The sequence below is a fragment of the Occultella glacieicola genome, from assembly GCF_004353825.1.
Lineage (GTDB): Bacteria > Actinomycetota > Actinomycetes > Actinomycetales > Beutenbergiaceae > Occultella > Occultella glacieicola.
The window spans coordinates 413,108-428,544 of the sequence record NZ_SMNA01000005.1 but is presented as its reverse complement, the minus strand read 5'-3'; the positions used below and the strand labels follow the sequence as shown (position 1 = coordinate 428,544).

General features: G+C 73.0%; 12 protein-coding genes and 1 tRNA gene. 8 read left to right on the top strand and 5 right to left on the bottom strand.

Translation table 11 applies throughout. The features are described 5' to 3' along the window. Positions 1–22 precede the first annotated feature (22 nt). Positions 23–1,390 (top strand): Gfo/Idh/MocA family protein, encoded by a 1,368-nt coding sequence (locus EXU48_RS12335; RefSeq protein ID WP_133107943.1) that lies wholly within the window; start codon positions 23–25, stop codon positions 1,388–1,390. An 85-nt stretch (positions 1,391–1,475) separates the two neighbouring features. Here EXU48_RS12335 and EXU48_RS12330 read toward each other — a convergent pair whose 3' ends face one another. The 4 genes from EXU48_RS12330 to EXU48_RS12315 all read right to left on the bottom strand — a co-directional run bounded on the left by EXU48_RS12330 (position 1,476) and on the right by EXU48_RS12315 (position 6,392). Beyond that, the gene (locus tag EXU48_RS12330; protein WP_133107942.1) at positions 1,476–2,726 is read right to left on the bottom strand and encodes a DUF4032 domain-containing protein; all 1,251 of its coding nucleotides are present in this window, start codon (positions 2,724–2,726) and stop codon (positions 1,476–1,478) included. 130 nt (positions 2,727–2,856) lie between these two features. Next, complete coding sequence (locus tag EXU48_RS12325; RefSeq protein ID WP_133107941.1) at positions 2,857–3,981, bottom strand: ABC transporter ATP-binding protein; 1,125 nt, start codon at positions 3,979–3,981, stop codon at positions 2,857–2,859. Positions 3,982–4,097: 116 nt separating this feature from the next. Further along, a complete protein-coding gene (gene otsB, locus EXU48_RS12320; RefSeq protein ID WP_133107940.1) occupies positions 4,098–4,925 on the bottom strand; it encodes a trehalose-phosphatase in 828 nt (275 codons plus the stop codon). Positions 4,926–4,964: 39 nt separating this feature from the next. Further along, a complete protein-coding gene (locus tag EXU48_RS12315) occupies positions 4,965–6,392 on the bottom strand; it encodes an alpha,alpha-trehalose-phosphate synthase (UDP-forming) (protein WP_133107939.1) in 1,428 nt (475 codons plus the stop codon). 142 nt (positions 6,393–6,534) lie between these two features. Between EXU48_RS12315 and EXU48_RS12310 the strand changes: the two genes are divergently transcribed. The 6 genes from EXU48_RS12310 to EXU48_RS12285 all read left to right on the top strand — a co-directional run bounded on the left by EXU48_RS12310 (position 6,535) and on the right by EXU48_RS12285 (position 12,094). Further along, a complete protein-coding gene (locus EXU48_RS12310; RefSeq protein ID WP_133107938.1) occupies positions 6,535–8,781 on the top strand; it encodes a serine/threonine-protein kinase in 2,247 nt (748 codons plus the stop codon). 214 nt (positions 8,782–8,995) lie between these two features. After that, positions 8,996–9,469: a hypothetical protein gene (locus tag EXU48_RS12305; RefSeq protein ID WP_133107937.1), complete on the top strand. Its 474-nt coding sequence runs from the start codon at positions 8,996–8,998 to the stop codon at positions 9,467–9,469. Between the two features lie 94 nt (positions 9,470–9,563). Then, positions 9,564–10,352 carry a DsbA family protein gene (locus EXU48_RS12300; protein ID WP_165962789.1) on the top strand — a complete coding sequence of 263 codons (789 nt, stop codon included), beginning with the start codon at positions 9,564–9,566 and terminating at the stop codon, positions 10,350–10,352. Positions 10,353–10,360: 8 nt separating this feature from the next. Beyond that, positions 10,361–11,152, top strand: a complete 792-nt coding sequence (locus EXU48_RS12295) for a DsbA family protein (RefSeq protein ID WP_133107935.1) — start codon at positions 10,361–10,363, stop codon at positions 11,150–11,152. Between the two features lie 69 nt (positions 11,153–11,221). Then, a tRNA-Thr gene (locus tag EXU48_RS12290) sits at positions 11,222–11,297 on the top strand. 77 nt (positions 11,298–11,374) lie between these two features. Next, positions 11,375–12,094, top strand: coding sequence for an excalibur calcium-binding domain-containing protein (locus tag EXU48_RS12285; RefSeq protein ID WP_133107934.1), 720 nt, complete (start codon positions 11,375–11,377; stop codon positions 12,092–12,094). Positions 12,095–12,153: 59 nt separating this feature from the next. On the opposite strand, the gene EXU48_RS12280 is transcribed toward EXU48_RS12285, so the two are convergent. Beyond that, entirely contained in the window at positions 12,154–13,185 is a 1,032-nt protein-coding gene (locus tag EXU48_RS12280) for a peptidoglycan DD-metalloendopeptidase family protein (RefSeq protein WP_165962788.1), read from the bottom strand. An 80-nt stretch (positions 13,186–13,265) separates the two neighbouring features. On the opposite strand from EXU48_RS12280, the gene EXU48_RS12275 reads away from it, so the two are divergent. Next, positions 13,266–15,419, top strand: coding sequence for a S9 family peptidase (locus tag EXU48_RS12275; RefSeq protein WP_133107932.1), 2,154 nt, complete (start codon positions 13,266–13,268; stop codon positions 15,417–15,419). Positions 15,420–15,437: the final 18 nt, after the last annotated feature.

Here is a 15,437-nt window from a genome sequence, read left to right as displayed (position 1 = left end):
CCGACGAGAGGAGCACCGGCAGATGACGAGGTACGCGATCATCGGCACCGGCTCACGGGCACGGATGTACATCGACGCACTGCTGGGCCCGTTCTCCGACACCGGGGACCTGGTGGCGTGGTGCGAGCCGAACCCGGGCCGGCTGGACGTCTACGACGACCTGGTCGCCCGGGCTCGGCCGGGGGTGCCGATGCCGGTCCGGTACCTGCCCGCCGACCTCGAGACGATGGTCACGGCCGAGCGCGTCGACCGGGTCATCCTGACCAGCCCCGACCACACCCACGCGGATCTGGCCGCGGGGGCCCTCCGGGCCGGGGCGGACGTCGTGGTCGAGAAGCCGCTGACCATCGACCTGGCCGGGTGCGAGCGGATCGCCGACGCCGTCGCCGCCACCGGGCGGTCCCTGGTGCTGACCTTCAACTACCGCTACGCGCCGCGCAACGGCGCCCTGAAGGACGTCATCGACTCCGGGCGGATCGGGACCGTCACCTCGATGCACTTCGAGTGGGCCCTGGACACCGCCCACGGCGCGGACTACTTCCGCCGCTGGCACCGGGACCGGGCCAACTCCGGCGGGCTCCTCGTGCACAAGGCGTCCCACCACTTCGACCTCGTCAACTGGTGGCTCACCGACACCCCCGCCTGGGTGTTCGCGGCCGGTGACCTGCGCTTCTACGGCCGCGAGAACGCCATCGCCCGCGGTCTGCCGGCCCGGCCCGCCCGCGGCACGGTGGACCCGCCCACCCGGGACCCGTTCGCCCTCGATCTGCGCACCGACCCGGAACTGCGCCGCCTGTACTACGAGACCGAGCACCATGACGGGTACCTGCGGGACGTGGACGTGTTCTCGGCGGGCATCTCCATCGAGGACAACATGTCCGTGATGGTCGGCTACGGGCGCGGTTCGGTCCTCACCTACTCCCTGAACGCGCACTCGCCGTGGGAGGGGTACCGGGTCACCGCGAACGGCACCGAGGGCCGGGCCGAGCTGGAGGTGGTCGAGCGGTCCGCGGTGGTCCCGGACGCCCACGGCCACCCGATCCTCGACGCGAACTCCCCGGCCAACGTGGCCGGCGCCGACGGGGTGCGGGCGCGTGGGCAGCGACTGCTCGTGCAGCGCCACTGGGAAATCGCCGAGGAGGTGCCGATCCCCGCGGGCGAGGGCGGGCACGGCGGTGGCGACGTCCAGCTCCTGACCGACGTGTTCCGTGGGCCGGCCCTCGACCCGCTCGGGCGTCCGGCCGGGCTCGCCGACGGCCTGCGCTCGGTGCTCGTGGGCATCGCGGCGAACTCCTCGCGCCGCACCGGTGCGCGGGTGGACGTCGCCGACCTGCTGGCCGGCACGTCGGTCCACGCCGCGCTCGCCGAGCCCGACCCGGCGCGCCCGTAGCCGCCGGACACGCCCGACGGCGCAGGTCCGGCCGGGCGGGTCGGTTCCGTTCGTCCAAGGCCGGGCTCGGGGGCCGCCGTCCGGCTCAGTCGGGCTCGATGGCCGCCAGGGTCGCCGTGTCGAGGCCGAGCACGGCCTCCTCGTCCGGCCGGTGCCGCAGCACGTTCTCCACGTAGGAGGTCACGGCCTGCGCGGTCGGGATGTCGTGACCGGCGTTCTGCGCCATGAACCAACGGTGCTCGAGCACCTCGTGGAACATCTCGGCCGGCTCGAGCTTGCCGCGCAGTTCCCGCGGGATGGCGCGTACGGTCGGCTCGAAGACATCCGAGAGCCACTCGTGGGCCACGAACTCCTCGTCCTCGCCCTGCTGGTCGGTGGCCGCCTGGTAGGTGTCCATGTCGTTGAGCAGCCGCCGGGCCTGGTTCTCGCCGGCGTCCAGCCCGGTCAGCCGCATCAGCCGGCGGTGGTGGTGCCCGGCGTCGACGACCTTCGGCTGGATCTGCACGGTGGTGCCGTCCAGGTCCGTCGTCATCTGAAGCTCGCCGACGTCGTAGCCGAGCTCGTTCAGACGGCGGATCCGGTCCATCACCCGCCAGCGTTCGGTCGCGCCGAACTCCTCGGTCCCGGTCAGCTCGTCCCAGAGCTCCTGGTAGCGCTGCACGATCATCTCGCCGACCGCGACGGTGTCCATCTCCTCGTCGACGAGGAGTTCACCGGCGGCCAGGTCCATGAGCTCGCCGATGATGTTGACCCGGGCGATCTCCAGGTCGTACTCGCGCTGGCCCTTGGTCAACGTCTCGTGCAGGTCCCCGGTCTCGGCGTCCACGAGGTAGGCCGCGAACTCGCCGGCGTCCCGCCGGAACAGGGTGTTCGACAGCGACACGTCGCCCCAGTAGAAGCCGGTCAGGTGCAGGCGCACCAGCAGCACGGCGAGGGCGTCGATGAGCCGGGTGGCCATGTCCGGTCCCAGGTTCCGGCTGAACAGGGCCCGGTAGGGCAGCGAGAACTTCAGGTGCTTCGTGATCAGCACGGAGTTCAGCGGCTCCCCGTCAGGAGCGGTCCGCCCGGTGATCACCCCGACCGGTTCCACGGACGGCACGTCCAGCCGGTTCAGGTCCCGCAGCAGCGCGTACTCGCGGTAGGCGACGGACTCACCGATCTCCTTGACCGCGATGACCCGCCCGGAGAGCTTCACGAACCGGACCACGTGCCGGGAGATCCCGCGGGGCAGCGCGGCCAGATGGGAGGCGGGCCAGTCCTCGAGCGGCACGTGCCAGGGCAGGTCCAGCAGCGCCGGGTCGGGAGCCGCGGCGGTGATCTGCAGGGACTGTGGCATGGGAGAAGTCTCTCAGGTTCGGCCCCCGGGCGCGTCGGCCCCCTCGAGCATGGGCCCGGGCGGACCCGCCGGGGCACGCGCGAGGGGGCGGGCCCCGTCAGGAACCCGCCCCCTCGTGTGCTGCGTGGAATCAGGCCGGCAGGCGCAGACCCGTGGCGGAGGAGAAGACGTGCGCCTCGCCCGCGCGGACCTTGACCCAGATCTTGTCGCCCTTCATCGGGGGGCGGCGCGGGTCGACGCGCGCGATCAGCTGGGCCTCACCGGCGCCGGAGGTGACGTGCTCGGCGACCTCGCGGGCGGCCAGCTGGCCGTACACGAACGCGTCCGAACCGAGCTCCTCGACGAGGTTGACGTTGATGGCGAACGCGCCCTCCTCGCCCTCGGTCGCGACGTCCAGGGACTCGGGACGGAAGCCGAGGGTGATCTCGCCCTTGTCCTCCTCGGTCAGCGCGTCGATCGTGGTGCGCGTCAGCGGGATGTGCGTGTCGCCCAGGTTGGCCTTGCCGTCGGCGACGGCGAAGCTACCGAGGTTCATGGCCGGGGAGCCGATGAAGCCGGCGACGAACACGTTCGCGGGGGTGTCGTACATCTCCCGCGGGGTGCCGACCTGCTGGAGGAGACCGTCCTTGAGGACCGCGATGCGGTCACCCATGGTCAGGGCCTCGGTCTGGTCGTGGGTCACGTACACGGTGGTGACCCCGAGACGACGCTGCAGCGACGCGATCTGCGTACGCGTCTGGACGCGGAGCTTGGCGTCCAGGTTGGACAGCGGCTCGTCCATGAGGAACACCTGGGGCTGACGCACGATGGCGCGGCCCATGGCGACACGCTGACGCTGACCACCGGAGAGCGCCTTCGGCTTCCGGTCGAGGTACTCGGTCAGGTCGAGGATCTTGGCGGCCTCTTCGACGCGCTCGCGGATCTGCGCCTTCGGGGTGCCGGCGATCTTCAGGGCGAAGCCCATGTTGTCCGCCACCGACATGTGCGGGTACAGCGCGTAGTTCTGGAACACCATCGCGATGTCGCGGTCCTTCGGCTGGACGTCGGTGACGTCCCGGTCGCCGATGAGGATCCGGCCGGAGTTCACGTCCTCCAGGCCGGCGAGCATCCGCAGCGAGGTGGACTTACCGCAGCCGGACGGGCCGACGAGAACGAGGAACTCGCCGTCGGCGACCTCGAGGTTGAGCGCGTCCACCGCGGGACGCTCCTGGCCCGGGTACACCCGGGTCGCTTGGTCGTAAGTGACCGATGCCATGACTGGTCTTTCCCTTCACCGGCAGGTACGTGCCGGACGATCCGTTGTGAAAGGTGTCAGAGTGTCTCCGCTGACACGGCCCGCATGGCTGCGAGCCACCATGATTGTGCCACACGTCACGGGGTGTTCCGCGTCACCCTCCGGTCCGCGAGATCAGTGAGCATCCGGGCCACCCCCCGTTCGTCCGGAACCCGGTGCGCGGCCACGCTCGGGGCGGCGCCGACCTTCACGCCGAGATCGCCGTCTCGCAGGGTGGCCAGGGCCGTCTCGTCGGTCACGTCGTCGCCCGCGTACAGCACCCGGCGCCCGACGGCGGAACTCGCCTCCGTGGGCGTCGTCGCCTCCCGCGCCGGGCGGGCGCGCAGACGCTCGAGCGCCTGCCCCTTCGTCACCTCGAGGACGGCGAGCTCGGCGACCTGGTTCCCGAGGATCGGGTGTACGCCCGGCCAGGTGCCGGGACCGACCATCGCCGCGGCGAGGGCCGCCTCAGCCGCGGCGGGATCGAGGCCGCGGGTGTGCAGGGCCGCGGCCGCGGGCTTGCGCTCGACCCAGGCACCCGGGTGCGCGTCGGCCACCTCGGCCATCGCCTCGGTGACGGCACCGAGCAACTCGGCCTGCGCCGTCGTCAGTTCGAACGCGTCGAGGTGCAAGGTGCCGTCGGCGCGGACCTCGCCGGTCTGCCCGCCGTGGCTGCCCACCAGCCAGGTGCCGGCGGGCGGCGAGGCGAGGGCGAGCAGGTCCGCCGCCGGACGGCCGGAGACCAGGGCGAGCTGCACGCCGGGGTCGGTCCCGAGTCGGGCGAGGGCCGTGGCGGACTCCGGCAGCGGGCGGGAGTTCGCCGGGTCCCGCTCGAACGGTGCGAGGCAGCCGTCGAAGTCGAGGGCGATCAGGATCGGGGAGGACGCGGCGAAGTCCGCGAGCGCCGCCGTCAGGGACTCGTCCATGGGTTCTCCTCAGGGCTCGTCGTGGTCGTCGGGGCGGGCTCAGACGTGTGTGTCGCGCTGTGGCACCGCCTCCAGCACGGACAGGAACGAGCCCGCCCAGTGCGTCACGTCGTGCTCGAGGACCCGCTTGCGCAGGGCCCGCATCCGACGGCGCCCCTCGCGCGGGTCCATGGTGGCGGCCCTCATGATGGCGCTCTTCATGCCCTCGATGTTGTGCGGGTTGACCAGCAGGGCCTGGCTCATCTCGTCCGCGGCGCCCGCGAACTCGCTGAGCACGAGCACCCCGCCGAGGTCGCTGCGGGCGGCCACGTACTCCTTGGCGACCAGGTTCATGCCGTCCCGCAGGGCGGTCACCAACATCACGTCGGCGGCCCGGTACAGCGCGGCCATCTCCTCCTGGGGGTAGGAGTGGTGCATGTAGTAGATGGCCGCGCGGCCGAGCGAACCGTGCTCGCCGTTGAGGTTCCCGACCATCACCTCGACCTCCTGGCGGAGGTTCTTGTACTGCTCCACCTGCTCCCGGCTCGGGCTGGCCACCTGCACCAGCGCGGTGGCCGGGACGGTCAGCTTCTTCTCGGCGACGAGCTCGCCGAACGCCTTGATCCGGTGCCGGATCCCCTTCGTGTAGTCGAGCCGGTCGACGCCGAGGAGCAGCACGTCCGGGTCACCGAGCTCGGTGCGGATCTCGGCGGCCCGCTGCTGCACGGCCTCGGTGCGGGCGAGCTCGTCCAGCTGCCCGGAGTCGATGGAGATCGGGAACGTCGCGGCCCGCACGTGCCGCTCCGGGCGGGTCCAGTGCTTGCCGATCGTGATCACCTGGCCACGGGTGCCGTAGGAGGTGAACCGGCGCACGGCGCGCAGGAAGTTCGCGGCGTCCCCGGTGCGCTGGAAGCCGACCAGGTCCGCCCCGAGGAGGCCCTCGATGACCTGCGCGCGCCAGGGCAGCTGCCCGAACAGTTCCACGGGTGGGAACGGGATGTGGTTGAAGAACCCGATCCGCACGTCCGGGCGGAGCCTGCGCAGCATCTGCGGGACGAGCTGCAACTGGTAGTCGTGCACCCAGACGGTGGCGTGCTCGGCGGCGGCCACCGCGGCGGCCTCGGCGAACCGGCGGTTCACCTCGAGGTAGGAGTTCCACCATTCCCGGTGGTACTCCGGGTCGACGATCACGTCGTGGTAGAGCGGCCACAGGGTGGCGTTGGAGAAGCCCTCGTAATAGGCGGCCACCTCCTTGGAGGACAGCGGCACCGGGGCCAGCCACATGCCGTCCGCGTCGAACGGGTCGAGGGCGGCGTCCGGGGAACCGGACCAGCCGACCCACGCCCCACCCTTGGCCCGCATGATCGGGTCCAGTGCCGTCACCAGGCCGCCGGGGGAGCGGGTCCAGGTACGTTCGCCGTCGACATCGATGCGGATGTCCACGGGCAGGCGATTGGCGACGACAACGAAATCGTGAGTGCCGGACATATCCCTCAGTTCTTTTGTGGTGTGCGGCCAGGGTATCGAGGTGGAGGGCTACCTGCTCGGCGCGACCGGCGCCGTGGGCGGGTTCGGTGCAGGTCGGCGGGCCCGCCCGGGCGGTCCGAGGATGGTGGCGTAGGTTGCCGATATGGACGAGCGCCCGGCCTCGACCCCGCTGCGAGAGGTGGGTGGATACCGGCTGCTCGCGCGCCTGGGTTCCGGGGGCATGGGCACGGTGTACAAGGCCCTCGACGCCGAGGACCGGCTCGTCGCCGTGAAGCTGCTGCACCCGGCGTTCAGCGCGGACGAGGCGGCCCGGGAGCGGCTGCGCCGGGAGGTCGCGACGCTGCACCGGGTTCGCGGCGAGCACGTGGCCCGGGTGCTGGACGCGGAGGCGGACTCCGACGAGGCGTTCATCGTCACCGAGCTGATCGACGGCCAGTCGCTCGAGGACTCGATCGTCGAGCACGGGCCCATGGCCGCCGAGGAGCTCGCCGAGCTCGCGCACGGGCTCGCCCAGGCGCTGGACTCGATCCACGCCGCCGGCGTCGTGCACCGTGACCTCAAGCCGGCCAACGTGATGCTCACCGACGACGGCCCCGTGGTCATCGACTTCGGGATCTCCCAGCTCGCCGACGACACCCGGCTCACCCAGACCGGCATGGTCACCGGCACCCCCGGCTATGTGGACCCCGAGGTGATGCGAGGCGGCGACCCGGGCGCCGGCGGGGACTGGTGGGGCTGGTCCGCCGTGCTGGTCTGGGCGGCCACCGGGCGGCCCCCGTTCGGCCGTGGCCCCGGGGTGCTGCTGCGGGTCGAGGCGGGTCGTGCGGACGTCTCCGGCCTGCACCCCCGGGTCGCCCAGGTGCTGCGACGGGCCCTGCATCCCGACCCGGACCGGCGGATGGGCACCGACACGGTGCTGCGCGCGTTGACCGACCATGCCGAGGGCCGGGAGGTCACCTCGGTGCTGGCGCCGGGGGAGTGGGAGGTCGACGCGGAGGAGGACGACGGCGGGAGTGCTGGCGGGTACGACGGCGGCGGTGCCGGCGGTGGGTACGACGGCCGGCGCGACAAGGGTGCTGCCGGGTACGACGGTGCCGCCGGGTATGACGACGGTGCCGGAGAGTACGACGGCGGCGGCTCCGCCGCCCGGACGCTGGCCGCCGGGGCGGGCGGCGCTGTCGGCGCCGCAGGGATCGCGGCGGCAGCCGCCCCGGGTCACGCGCCGTCCTACCCGCCGCCGGCCGCCCGGGCCGGAGCGGCCGACCCGTCGTCCGGTCGGCCGCCGACGTACGCGCCGTCAGGCGGGGAGCCCGCGACGTTTGCGCCGTCGGGCGGGGAGCCCGCGACGTATGCGCCGTCGGGCGGGGAGCCCGCGACGTATGCGCCGTCGGGCGGGCAGCCTCCGGCGCACGCGCCGTCCGCCGGTCAGCCCGCGACCTACGCGCCGTCGGCCGGTGAGCCCGCGACGTACCCGCCGTCGGCGGGCTCCGGGGCCGAGCCCGGTACCGATCCGCGGCGGGCGCCGGGGCCACGCGATCCGCAGCCCGGCGACCGCCCGGCCACCGCGGTGATGCCGCTCGCGTTGCGTGAGCAGTACCCACCCACGCAGGCGGCCCCGGTGCGCCAGTTCCAGCCGGAACCACACCAGCAGCCGCACGGTGCGCCGCTGGGTACGGCAGCGCAGCAGCCCGCACCACTGCAGTACCAGCCGCCGGCGACGGGCCTGCCCGGCCCGCCGGCGCCGTCGGACCCGGCCTGGGTGCCGACCACGGACGGACCGCCGCCCGGCATGGGCCCGGGCGAGGCCCGCGGCCAGTGGCCCGCATGGGCGATCCCCGCGCGGCCCCGGCCCGGCATCACCGGCGCCTGGTGGCTCGCCGTGGTCGCGCTCGGGGCGCTCTGGCCGGCCTGGACACTACTCGTGTTCCTCGCCGGGTTCCTGCTGCTGGGCACCGTGGGCTCCGCGGCCCGGGCCGTGCGTGGTCGACGGATCCGACGCGGGCCCGGCCGATGGGACCTGCTCTCGGCCAGCCTCGCCTCCCCGTGGCACCTGATCCTGTCGGCGCTCCTGACACTGCCCGGGCTGATCGTCGCCGTGCTCGGCGGGGGCATCGTGTGGGGCCTCGCCTCACCGACGGTGCCGCTGGATCTCGTGGTGCCCGCCGTCGTGGTGGTGGCGACGCTGCTGTTGTGGTGGACACCGTCCAGCGGGCATGCACGCGAGGGCGCCCGCTCGGTGTTCGCCGTCCTCGCCCCCGGGGTGCGCGGCGCCTGGGCCTGGGTGGCGATCGCGCTCGGCGTCGCCGCGACGGCCGCGCTCCTGCTGCTCGTCGGCGGGCTGGTCGCGGACTGGGCGCCCTTCGGCCAGCCTCCGATCCCCGGCTTCTGACCCGTCCCGCCGGCCGTGAGGGTGCTGAAGTGGCGACCACCACGGCACGCTCGGCGCTCAGCGGCGGCGCGGGTGTGAGGGTAGACCGGACCCGGTCTCGGCTTCAATGGCGGCCCGACGCCGAGGGTGCTGTGGTGGTCGCCACTTCCGCACTCTCGGCCCGGGCCGGGCAAGACCGTATCCTTGGTGGGTGATCGGTGACCGGAGCAGGCGTGTGCGCGCACTCGTGCGACCGACGTCTCCTGCCCTGCTCGCGATCACGCTGGTCGCCTGGCCGGTGCTGACCGCCGCCTTCACCGCGCTGCTGCTCTCGACCGAGTGTGTGCGCGGCACCGGCCTGATCGGGTTCGTCGCCCAGAACCTGGCGCAGATGCGCGAGGTCGCGGACTGCCCCACCGGGTCCCTCGGGTTCGGTCCGCATACCGCCACCCTGCTCGGGCTGTTCGCCGCGCTCGCGGCCACCGCCGTGCTCGCGAACCTGGCCGCGGTCGCCGTCGGGCACTGGCTCGGCCGGGCCGTCGCCGCCGTCCGCGACGGGCTCAACGACCTGCTGCGCCCACGGCGACCCGACCTGCCCGAGGCTACCCCCGCCGTCGGGCGGGTGTTCGTCGACTGGCTCGCGCGTGCCGTGGTCGCCGACCGTCCCTCGCGGCAGGTGCTGCGCCGTGGTCCGCCGGTGCCGGCCTAGGCGCGCGTAGCCCGCAGCCAGCCAGCACGCTCACCCGCACCCGCACCCGCAGCGGCCACGGATGCCGCGCACCCAGGACAAGGACGAATCTCTCATGGCATCGAACACCCCCAAGTCGACCCGCGAGGAGCGCCGCGAGGCGGCCCGACTCGAGGCGGCCCGCCTGCGCGAGCAGGCGGCCAAGCGCGAGAAGCGCAACCGCGGCATCCTCATCGGCGCGGTCGTGCTCGTGGTCGCGCTGATCGCGACCGCCGGCTTCTTCATCTTCCAGGCCGCCGGCCGGACCCTGCTCTCCGACTTCGAGGGTGAGGTGCCGGCGGGCTCGAACCTGCACGGCGGCATCCCGATCGGCGCCGAGGGGGCCGGCAGCCCGAACGAGGGGGCCGTGGAGGTCGACGTCTACCTCGACTTCCTCTGCCCCTACTGCGGCCAGTTCGAGGAGGTGAACGGCGCGGACGTGGCGACGCTGGTCGGCGACGGCACCGCCACCGTCACCTACCACCCGCTGGCGAACCTGGACCACCTCTCCGCGGAGACGATGTACTCCACGCGCGCCGCCAACGCGTTCGCGACCGTGGCCTCCGACGAGCCGGCCATGGCGCTACCGTTCGCCGAGGCGCTGTTCGCGAACCAGCCCGCCGAGGGTGGGCCGGGGCTGACCGACGATGAGATCGCCGCGATCGCCGTCGAGGCGGGCGTGTCCCAGGAGGTCGCCGACTCCCTCGCCGCCGGCACCTACACCGAGTGGGTCAGGGTGGCCACGGAGCAGTCCCAGCGTGACGGCGTGGGCGGCACCCCGACGATCCACATCGACGGTCAGGACTGGAGCGGCAACTGGACCAATCCGGGCGAGTTCATGACCGCCGTCACCGACGCCGCCTGACCAGCACCATGGCAGCCAAGGGCTCCAAGAGCACAGCGGCCTCCGCCCGGGACCGGGGCCGGGCGGAGGCGGAGCGGATCCGCGCCGAGACCGCACGTGGTGAACGGCGCACGCGCATCCTGCTGGTCTCCGGTGCCGTCGCCCTGATCGCCCTGATCGTGGTGGCCGGGTTCTTCATCGCGCAGGCCGCGAACAAGTCCTACCTCGAGGACGTCGAGGTGCGGCCGGCCAACTCCGACCTGCACGGCGGGATCAGCGTGGGGGCCGACGGCGTCGCGGGCACCGAGAATTCCGGCGCCCCCGTCCTGGATGTCTACCTCGACTTCATGTGCCCCCACTGCGTCGATTTCGAGGCGGTCAACGCCGCCGACCTCACCGAGATGCGCGAGGCCGGGGACCTCACCGTGGTCTACCACCCGGTGGCCGTCGTGGACCCCGGCAACGGGGGCGCCTCGCAACGCTCGGCGGTGGCCGCCGCGGCGGTCGCGAACTACGCTCCGGAGCAGTTCGCGGCGTTCACCGGCGCCGTGTTCGCGTTCCAGGAGCAGGAGCTCGTGTCGCTCTCGGACAGCCAGCTCGCCGAGATCGCGGCCGGTGCCGGTGTGCCGCAGGACGCCATCGACACGTTCACCGACGGTCAGTACCCGGAATGGGTCGAGGCCGCCACGAACCAGATGCAGCGCGACACCGACAACCGGTCCACCCCGCAGGTGCTGCTCGACGGCGAACCGCTGGACGTGGACTGGACCGAGCCCGGGGTGCTCCGCGGGGCGATCGAGTCCGCCTCGGACGGGTCGTGAGGGAGCCGCAACTCGTTTGGTCAGGCCCGCGCGGACTCTGGCAGACTCGGCTGGAGCCCGCGAGGGCGCGCCACCTTAGCTCAGCTGGTAGAGCACCCGCCTTGTAAGCGGACGGTCGTCGGTTCGAATCCGACAGGTGGCTCCACTGAATGCCACCGGCTCCGATGTGATGGGCCTCCCAATCGCCCCCGGCGAGGAGGTCCGCCGGTGTATACCTCGGGCATGACCAGTGTGCCGCCCGCTGACCCGACCCGCTCCCGACAGGACCCGCGACGTCGACGACGCGCTCCGGCAGACCAGCGGGCGCAGTTCGCCCCGCCGTGGGACCAGGGCGCCCGGACCGCCCAGGCGCCGCCGGAGCAGCCGAGGAACCGGGTCATCCTGGTGCCGGTCGTCGTGGGCGTGGTCGCGCTCCTGCTCGGCCTGCTCATCGGAGTCGTCGGCCAGAGGCCACCGACCGCCACGGCCGAGTACCAAGCGCTGCTCGCGCAGCGGGACGAGATCCGGACCGAGGCGGAGAGTGCGACCACCGAACGGGACGACCTCGCCACCGAACTCGAGCAGGTGCAGGCCGAGAACGACGCGCTGATCGCCCAGGTCGAGGCCCTCGACGGCAGGGAGGCCGCGGTGCTCGAGAGGGAGACCACGGTCACCGCCCAGGAGGCGGATCTCACGGCCCGGGTCGCGGCCGCAGACACCCGGGACGTCGACCTGACTGCACGGGAGTCGGCACTCGCCGGCCGTGAGGCGGCGGTGAGCGCCCGGGAGACCGCGGTTCCGGCGTCCAGCTCCTCGAGCGGATCCTCCTCGAGCGGATCTTCCTCCACCTATTACGCCAACTGCTCCGCGGCCCGCGCTGCCGGGGCGGCGCCGGTCTACCGGGGCGAGCCGGGCTACGGCGGCCACCTCGACCGGGATGACGACGGCGTCGGCTGCGAGTAGGCCCCGGCCCGCCACCTGACCGCTTGGTGTCCGGCCGGGACCGGAAACCGCGGCCGGGATCAGGGGTGCGCGGCGATCCCCAGCATCCGGCAGAACAACGGCCCCGGTTCGCCGTCGAGGGCGGCCGCGGCGGGGTAGGCACCGCCGTGGTTGCGGGTCATGACCTCGAGGACCCGCGCGGCGGTGACCCGGCCGTAGTCTCCGTCGACCGTGAGGTCCGCGCCCGCCCAGCCGTTCAGCGCGGCCTGCAGGCGCTTGGTCCAGTCGTAGTGGCCCTGCGTGGCGCCGTCCCAGGAACTCGTCCCGGCAAGGCCCCCTCGCGGCCACAGTTGCGCCCGCTGATAGGCCGCGACGGCGGCCCGGTACAGGGTGCCGGCCACGCCGTCGGGCCGGCCGCGGTAGTAGCCGAGCGGGATCAGGGCGTTCCGCATGATCCGCTCCACCGCGGGATCGTGGCCCTTCGCGACCGACTGCGCCTTCGTGGTGGTCGTGGTCGAACCGGCATGGTGCGCCGCGGTGCTTCCGATGGTCACCCCGCGAGCCGAGAGGAACGTCGAGGGGTCGGTGAACCGGCCGCTGACCAGGACCCCCAGGTGCAGGTGGGTGCCCGCGGCGCCGGGCGGACTGACGTTCCCGGTGTGCCCCATGACGCCGACCTGCTGGCCTGCGCGCACGGTCTGCTTGGCACCGACCTTGAAGGAGGCCAGATGGCCGTAATAGGAGCGCACGCCGCCACCGTGGTCGACCAGGACGCCATTGCCGGAGTGACCCTTCAGCGCCTTGACCTTCGCCGCGACCACCACCCCGTCGGCGATCGCGAACACCGGGACGCCCTGCTGGGCAGGCTTGGGCGGCGCGTAGTCGTCGCCGGCGTGCAGTACACCCTTGCGCGGGCCGAAGTTCGAGGTGGCCCGTACGCCGGTGGGCAGCGGGGTGACCCACTTCCGCCCGGGTTCACGGGACCCCGGCGGGGGCGGCAACGGCGTGTACTCCACCCCGTCGTCGAAATCGACGACCTCGTCGGGGACCAGGTCGTCGTCCCGTTCGCCGACATCCACACCCCGGGCCGGCTCCGGTGGTTCCGCACTCACACTCGACCTCCCCGTCGGTGATGGTGGTGCCACCATTGTCGCTGTCGAACTCGCCGCCCGGGCGGGAATAGGCTCGCGGGATGCGACCAGAACAACTCAGCCTGTACACCCGACCCGGCACCCCGGCTCTGCACCCCGACGGCACCTGGGCGGTGGTCGCACTGACCCGGACCGACGTCGAGGACGACTCCTACCGGACCGCGCTGTGGCGCCAGGATCTGCCCTCCGGCGCGCTGCGTCCGTTCACCCACGGGGCCAAGGACTCCGAGCCGGTCATCTCCCCGGACGGGCGATGGCTCGCGTTCGTGCGGGCCCCGGAGGGCGGTAAGCCCCAGCTCGCGGTCATGCCCACCGAGGGTGGTGAGCCCCGACTGCTCACCGACCATCCGACCGGGATCAGCGGACGACCCGTGTTCGCACCGGACTCCGGCCGCATCGCCTACACCGCCCGGCTGCCCGAACCGGGCCGGTACGGCACCGACGAGAAGGTCGGCCCGGGTTCGGAACCGCCCCGGCACATCACCACGTTCACCTATCGGAACGACGGCATCGGCTTCTACGCGGACCGGCCCCAGCACGTGTTCGTGATCGACGTGCCGCCGGCGGCGGATCCGACGGCGGATCTTCCGCCCGCGGGCGGCGGAGCCGACTCGAAGGGGTCGGGTGGGAACGGCGCCGGCGGCGGCGGCGCGAAGGGTCCCGACGACCGGGGTGCCGGGACCGACGAGTCCGCGGTACCCGGCCGGCTCGCCTCGGCGGGCGTCGACCCGGTGCAGGTCACCTCGGCCGCCCAGGACCATCGCAACCCGGTCTGGACCCCGGACGGCACCGGGCTGCTCGTGCTCCGCGCGGTCCCGGACGCGCTCACCGGCGAGCTGGTCCACCACGACGCATCAGGCTCTTCGGCGGGGCTGGTCCTCGACGTCGGCCCTGGCAACGTCGGTGCGGTGCTGTTCGCCGATGCCGATGCCGATGCCGATGCCGATGCCGATGCCGATGCCGATGCCGATGCCGATGCCGATCCCGATGCCGATGCTGGAGCCGTTTGGCTGCTCAAGGCGGACCTCGGCCCGGACGACATGGACTTCATCGGTCGCTCCGCGGCCCTGTACCGCGGCCGCTGGGACGGTGCCGCGATCACCGACCTCGAGATCCTCACCGACCCGGTCACCGAAAGCCTCGGCGGCACGGTGTTCCTCGCCGTCGACGGCGGTGTGCTGATGACCCGGGAACGGCGCGGCACCACCGAGCTCGTGCGGTGGACCGACGGCGCCCTGACCCCCGTGCACGACGGCGCCACCGAGGTCCTCGGGGCCGACACCAGCGACGGTGGCGCCCGCGTGCTGCTGGCCGCGACCGCCGTCGACAGCGTCGGCGACCTGTGGCTGGTCGCCGGTGACGGGCGGCGCCGGGTGAGTGACCTGTCCTCCCGGCTGCGCGCCGAGGCGGGCGTGCTCGAGCCCACCGAACTCGAGGCGACGAGCGACGACGGCTACCCCGTGCACGGCTGGGTCGCCAAGCCGGCCGGCCCCGGTCCGCACCCGGTGCTGCTGCTCATCCACGGCGGCCCGCATGCGCAGTACACCCCGACGTTCTTCGACGAGGTGCAGGTGTACGCCTCGGCGGGGTACGCCGTCGTGTTCTGCAACCCGCGCGGCTCCTCCGGGTACGGCCAGGAGCACGGCCGGGCCATCACCGGTGGGTTCGGCGACCGGGACAGCGCGGACGTGCTCGCGTTCCTGGACGCCGCCCTGACCGCCGACCCCACCCTCGACGCCGACCGGGTGGGCGTGCTCGGTGGCTCCTACGGCGGCTACCTGACGGCGTGGCTGACCACCCGCACGGACCGCTTCACGGCGGCGATCGTGGAACGCGGGTTCCTCGACCCGGTGAGCTTCGAGGGCTCCAGCGACATCGGCTGGTTCTTCGGGCTGCGCTACCTCGGTGAGGACCCGACGGCGGTCGCCGCCCAGAGCCCGATGGCGCACCTGGACAAGGTGCGCACCCCGACCCTGGTGATCCACTCCGAGCAGGACTGGCGCTGCCCGGTCGAGCAGGGGCAGCGCTGGTACGTCGGCCTCAAGCGGCGCGGCGTGCGGACCGAGTTCCTGCTGTTCCCGGGGGAGGGACACGAACTGAGCCGGTCGGGGCTGCCGAAACACCGGATCGCCCGGTTCGAGCACATCCTCGCGTGGTGGGCCAAGCACCTGCCGGTGCCGGTGCCGCCGGCCTGACCGCGGGCCCCGGCTTGG

Excerpts from the sequence above, each read along its gene's own strand:
- EXU48_RS12310 (WP_133107938.1), top strand. The coding sequence starts at position 6,535 with ATGGACGAGCGCCCGGCCTCGACCCCGCTGCGAGAGGTGGGTGGATAC.
- EXU48_RS12295 (WP_133107935.1), top strand. The coding sequence starts at position 10,361 with ATGGCAGCCAAGGGCTCCAAGAGCACAGCGGCCTCCGCCCGGGACCGG.
- EXU48_RS12330 (WP_133107942.1), bottom strand. The coding sequence starts at position 2,726 with ATGCCACAGTCCCTGCAGATCACCGCCGCGGCTCCCGACCCGGCGCTG.
- EXU48_RS12285 (WP_133107934.1), top strand. The coding sequence starts at position 11,375 with ATGACCAGTGTGCCGCCCGCTGACCCGACCCGCTCCCGACAGGACCCG.
- EXU48_RS12275 (WP_133107932.1), top strand. The coding sequence starts at position 13,266 with ATGCGACCAGAACAACTCAGCCTGTACACCCGACCCGGCACCCCGGCT.
- EXU48_RS12315 (WP_133107939.1), bottom strand. The coding sequence starts at position 6,392 with ATGTCCGGCACTCACGATTTCGTTGTCGTCGCCAATCGCCTGCCCGTG.
- EXU48_RS12335 (WP_133107943.1), top strand. The coding sequence starts at position 23 with ATGACGAGGTACGCGATCATCGGCACCGGCTCACGGGCACGGATGTAC.
- EXU48_RS12300 (WP_165962789.1), top strand. The coding sequence starts at position 9,564 with ATGGCATCGAACACCCCCAAGTCGACCCGCGAGGAGCGCCGCGAGGCG.
- otsB (WP_133107940.1), bottom strand. The coding sequence starts at position 4,925 with ATGGACGAGTCCCTGACGGCGGCGCTCGCGGACTTCGCCGCGTCCTCC.
- EXU48_RS12325 (WP_133107941.1), bottom strand. The coding sequence starts at position 3,981 with ATGGCATCGGTCACTTACGACCAAGCGACCCGGGTGTACCCGGGCCAG.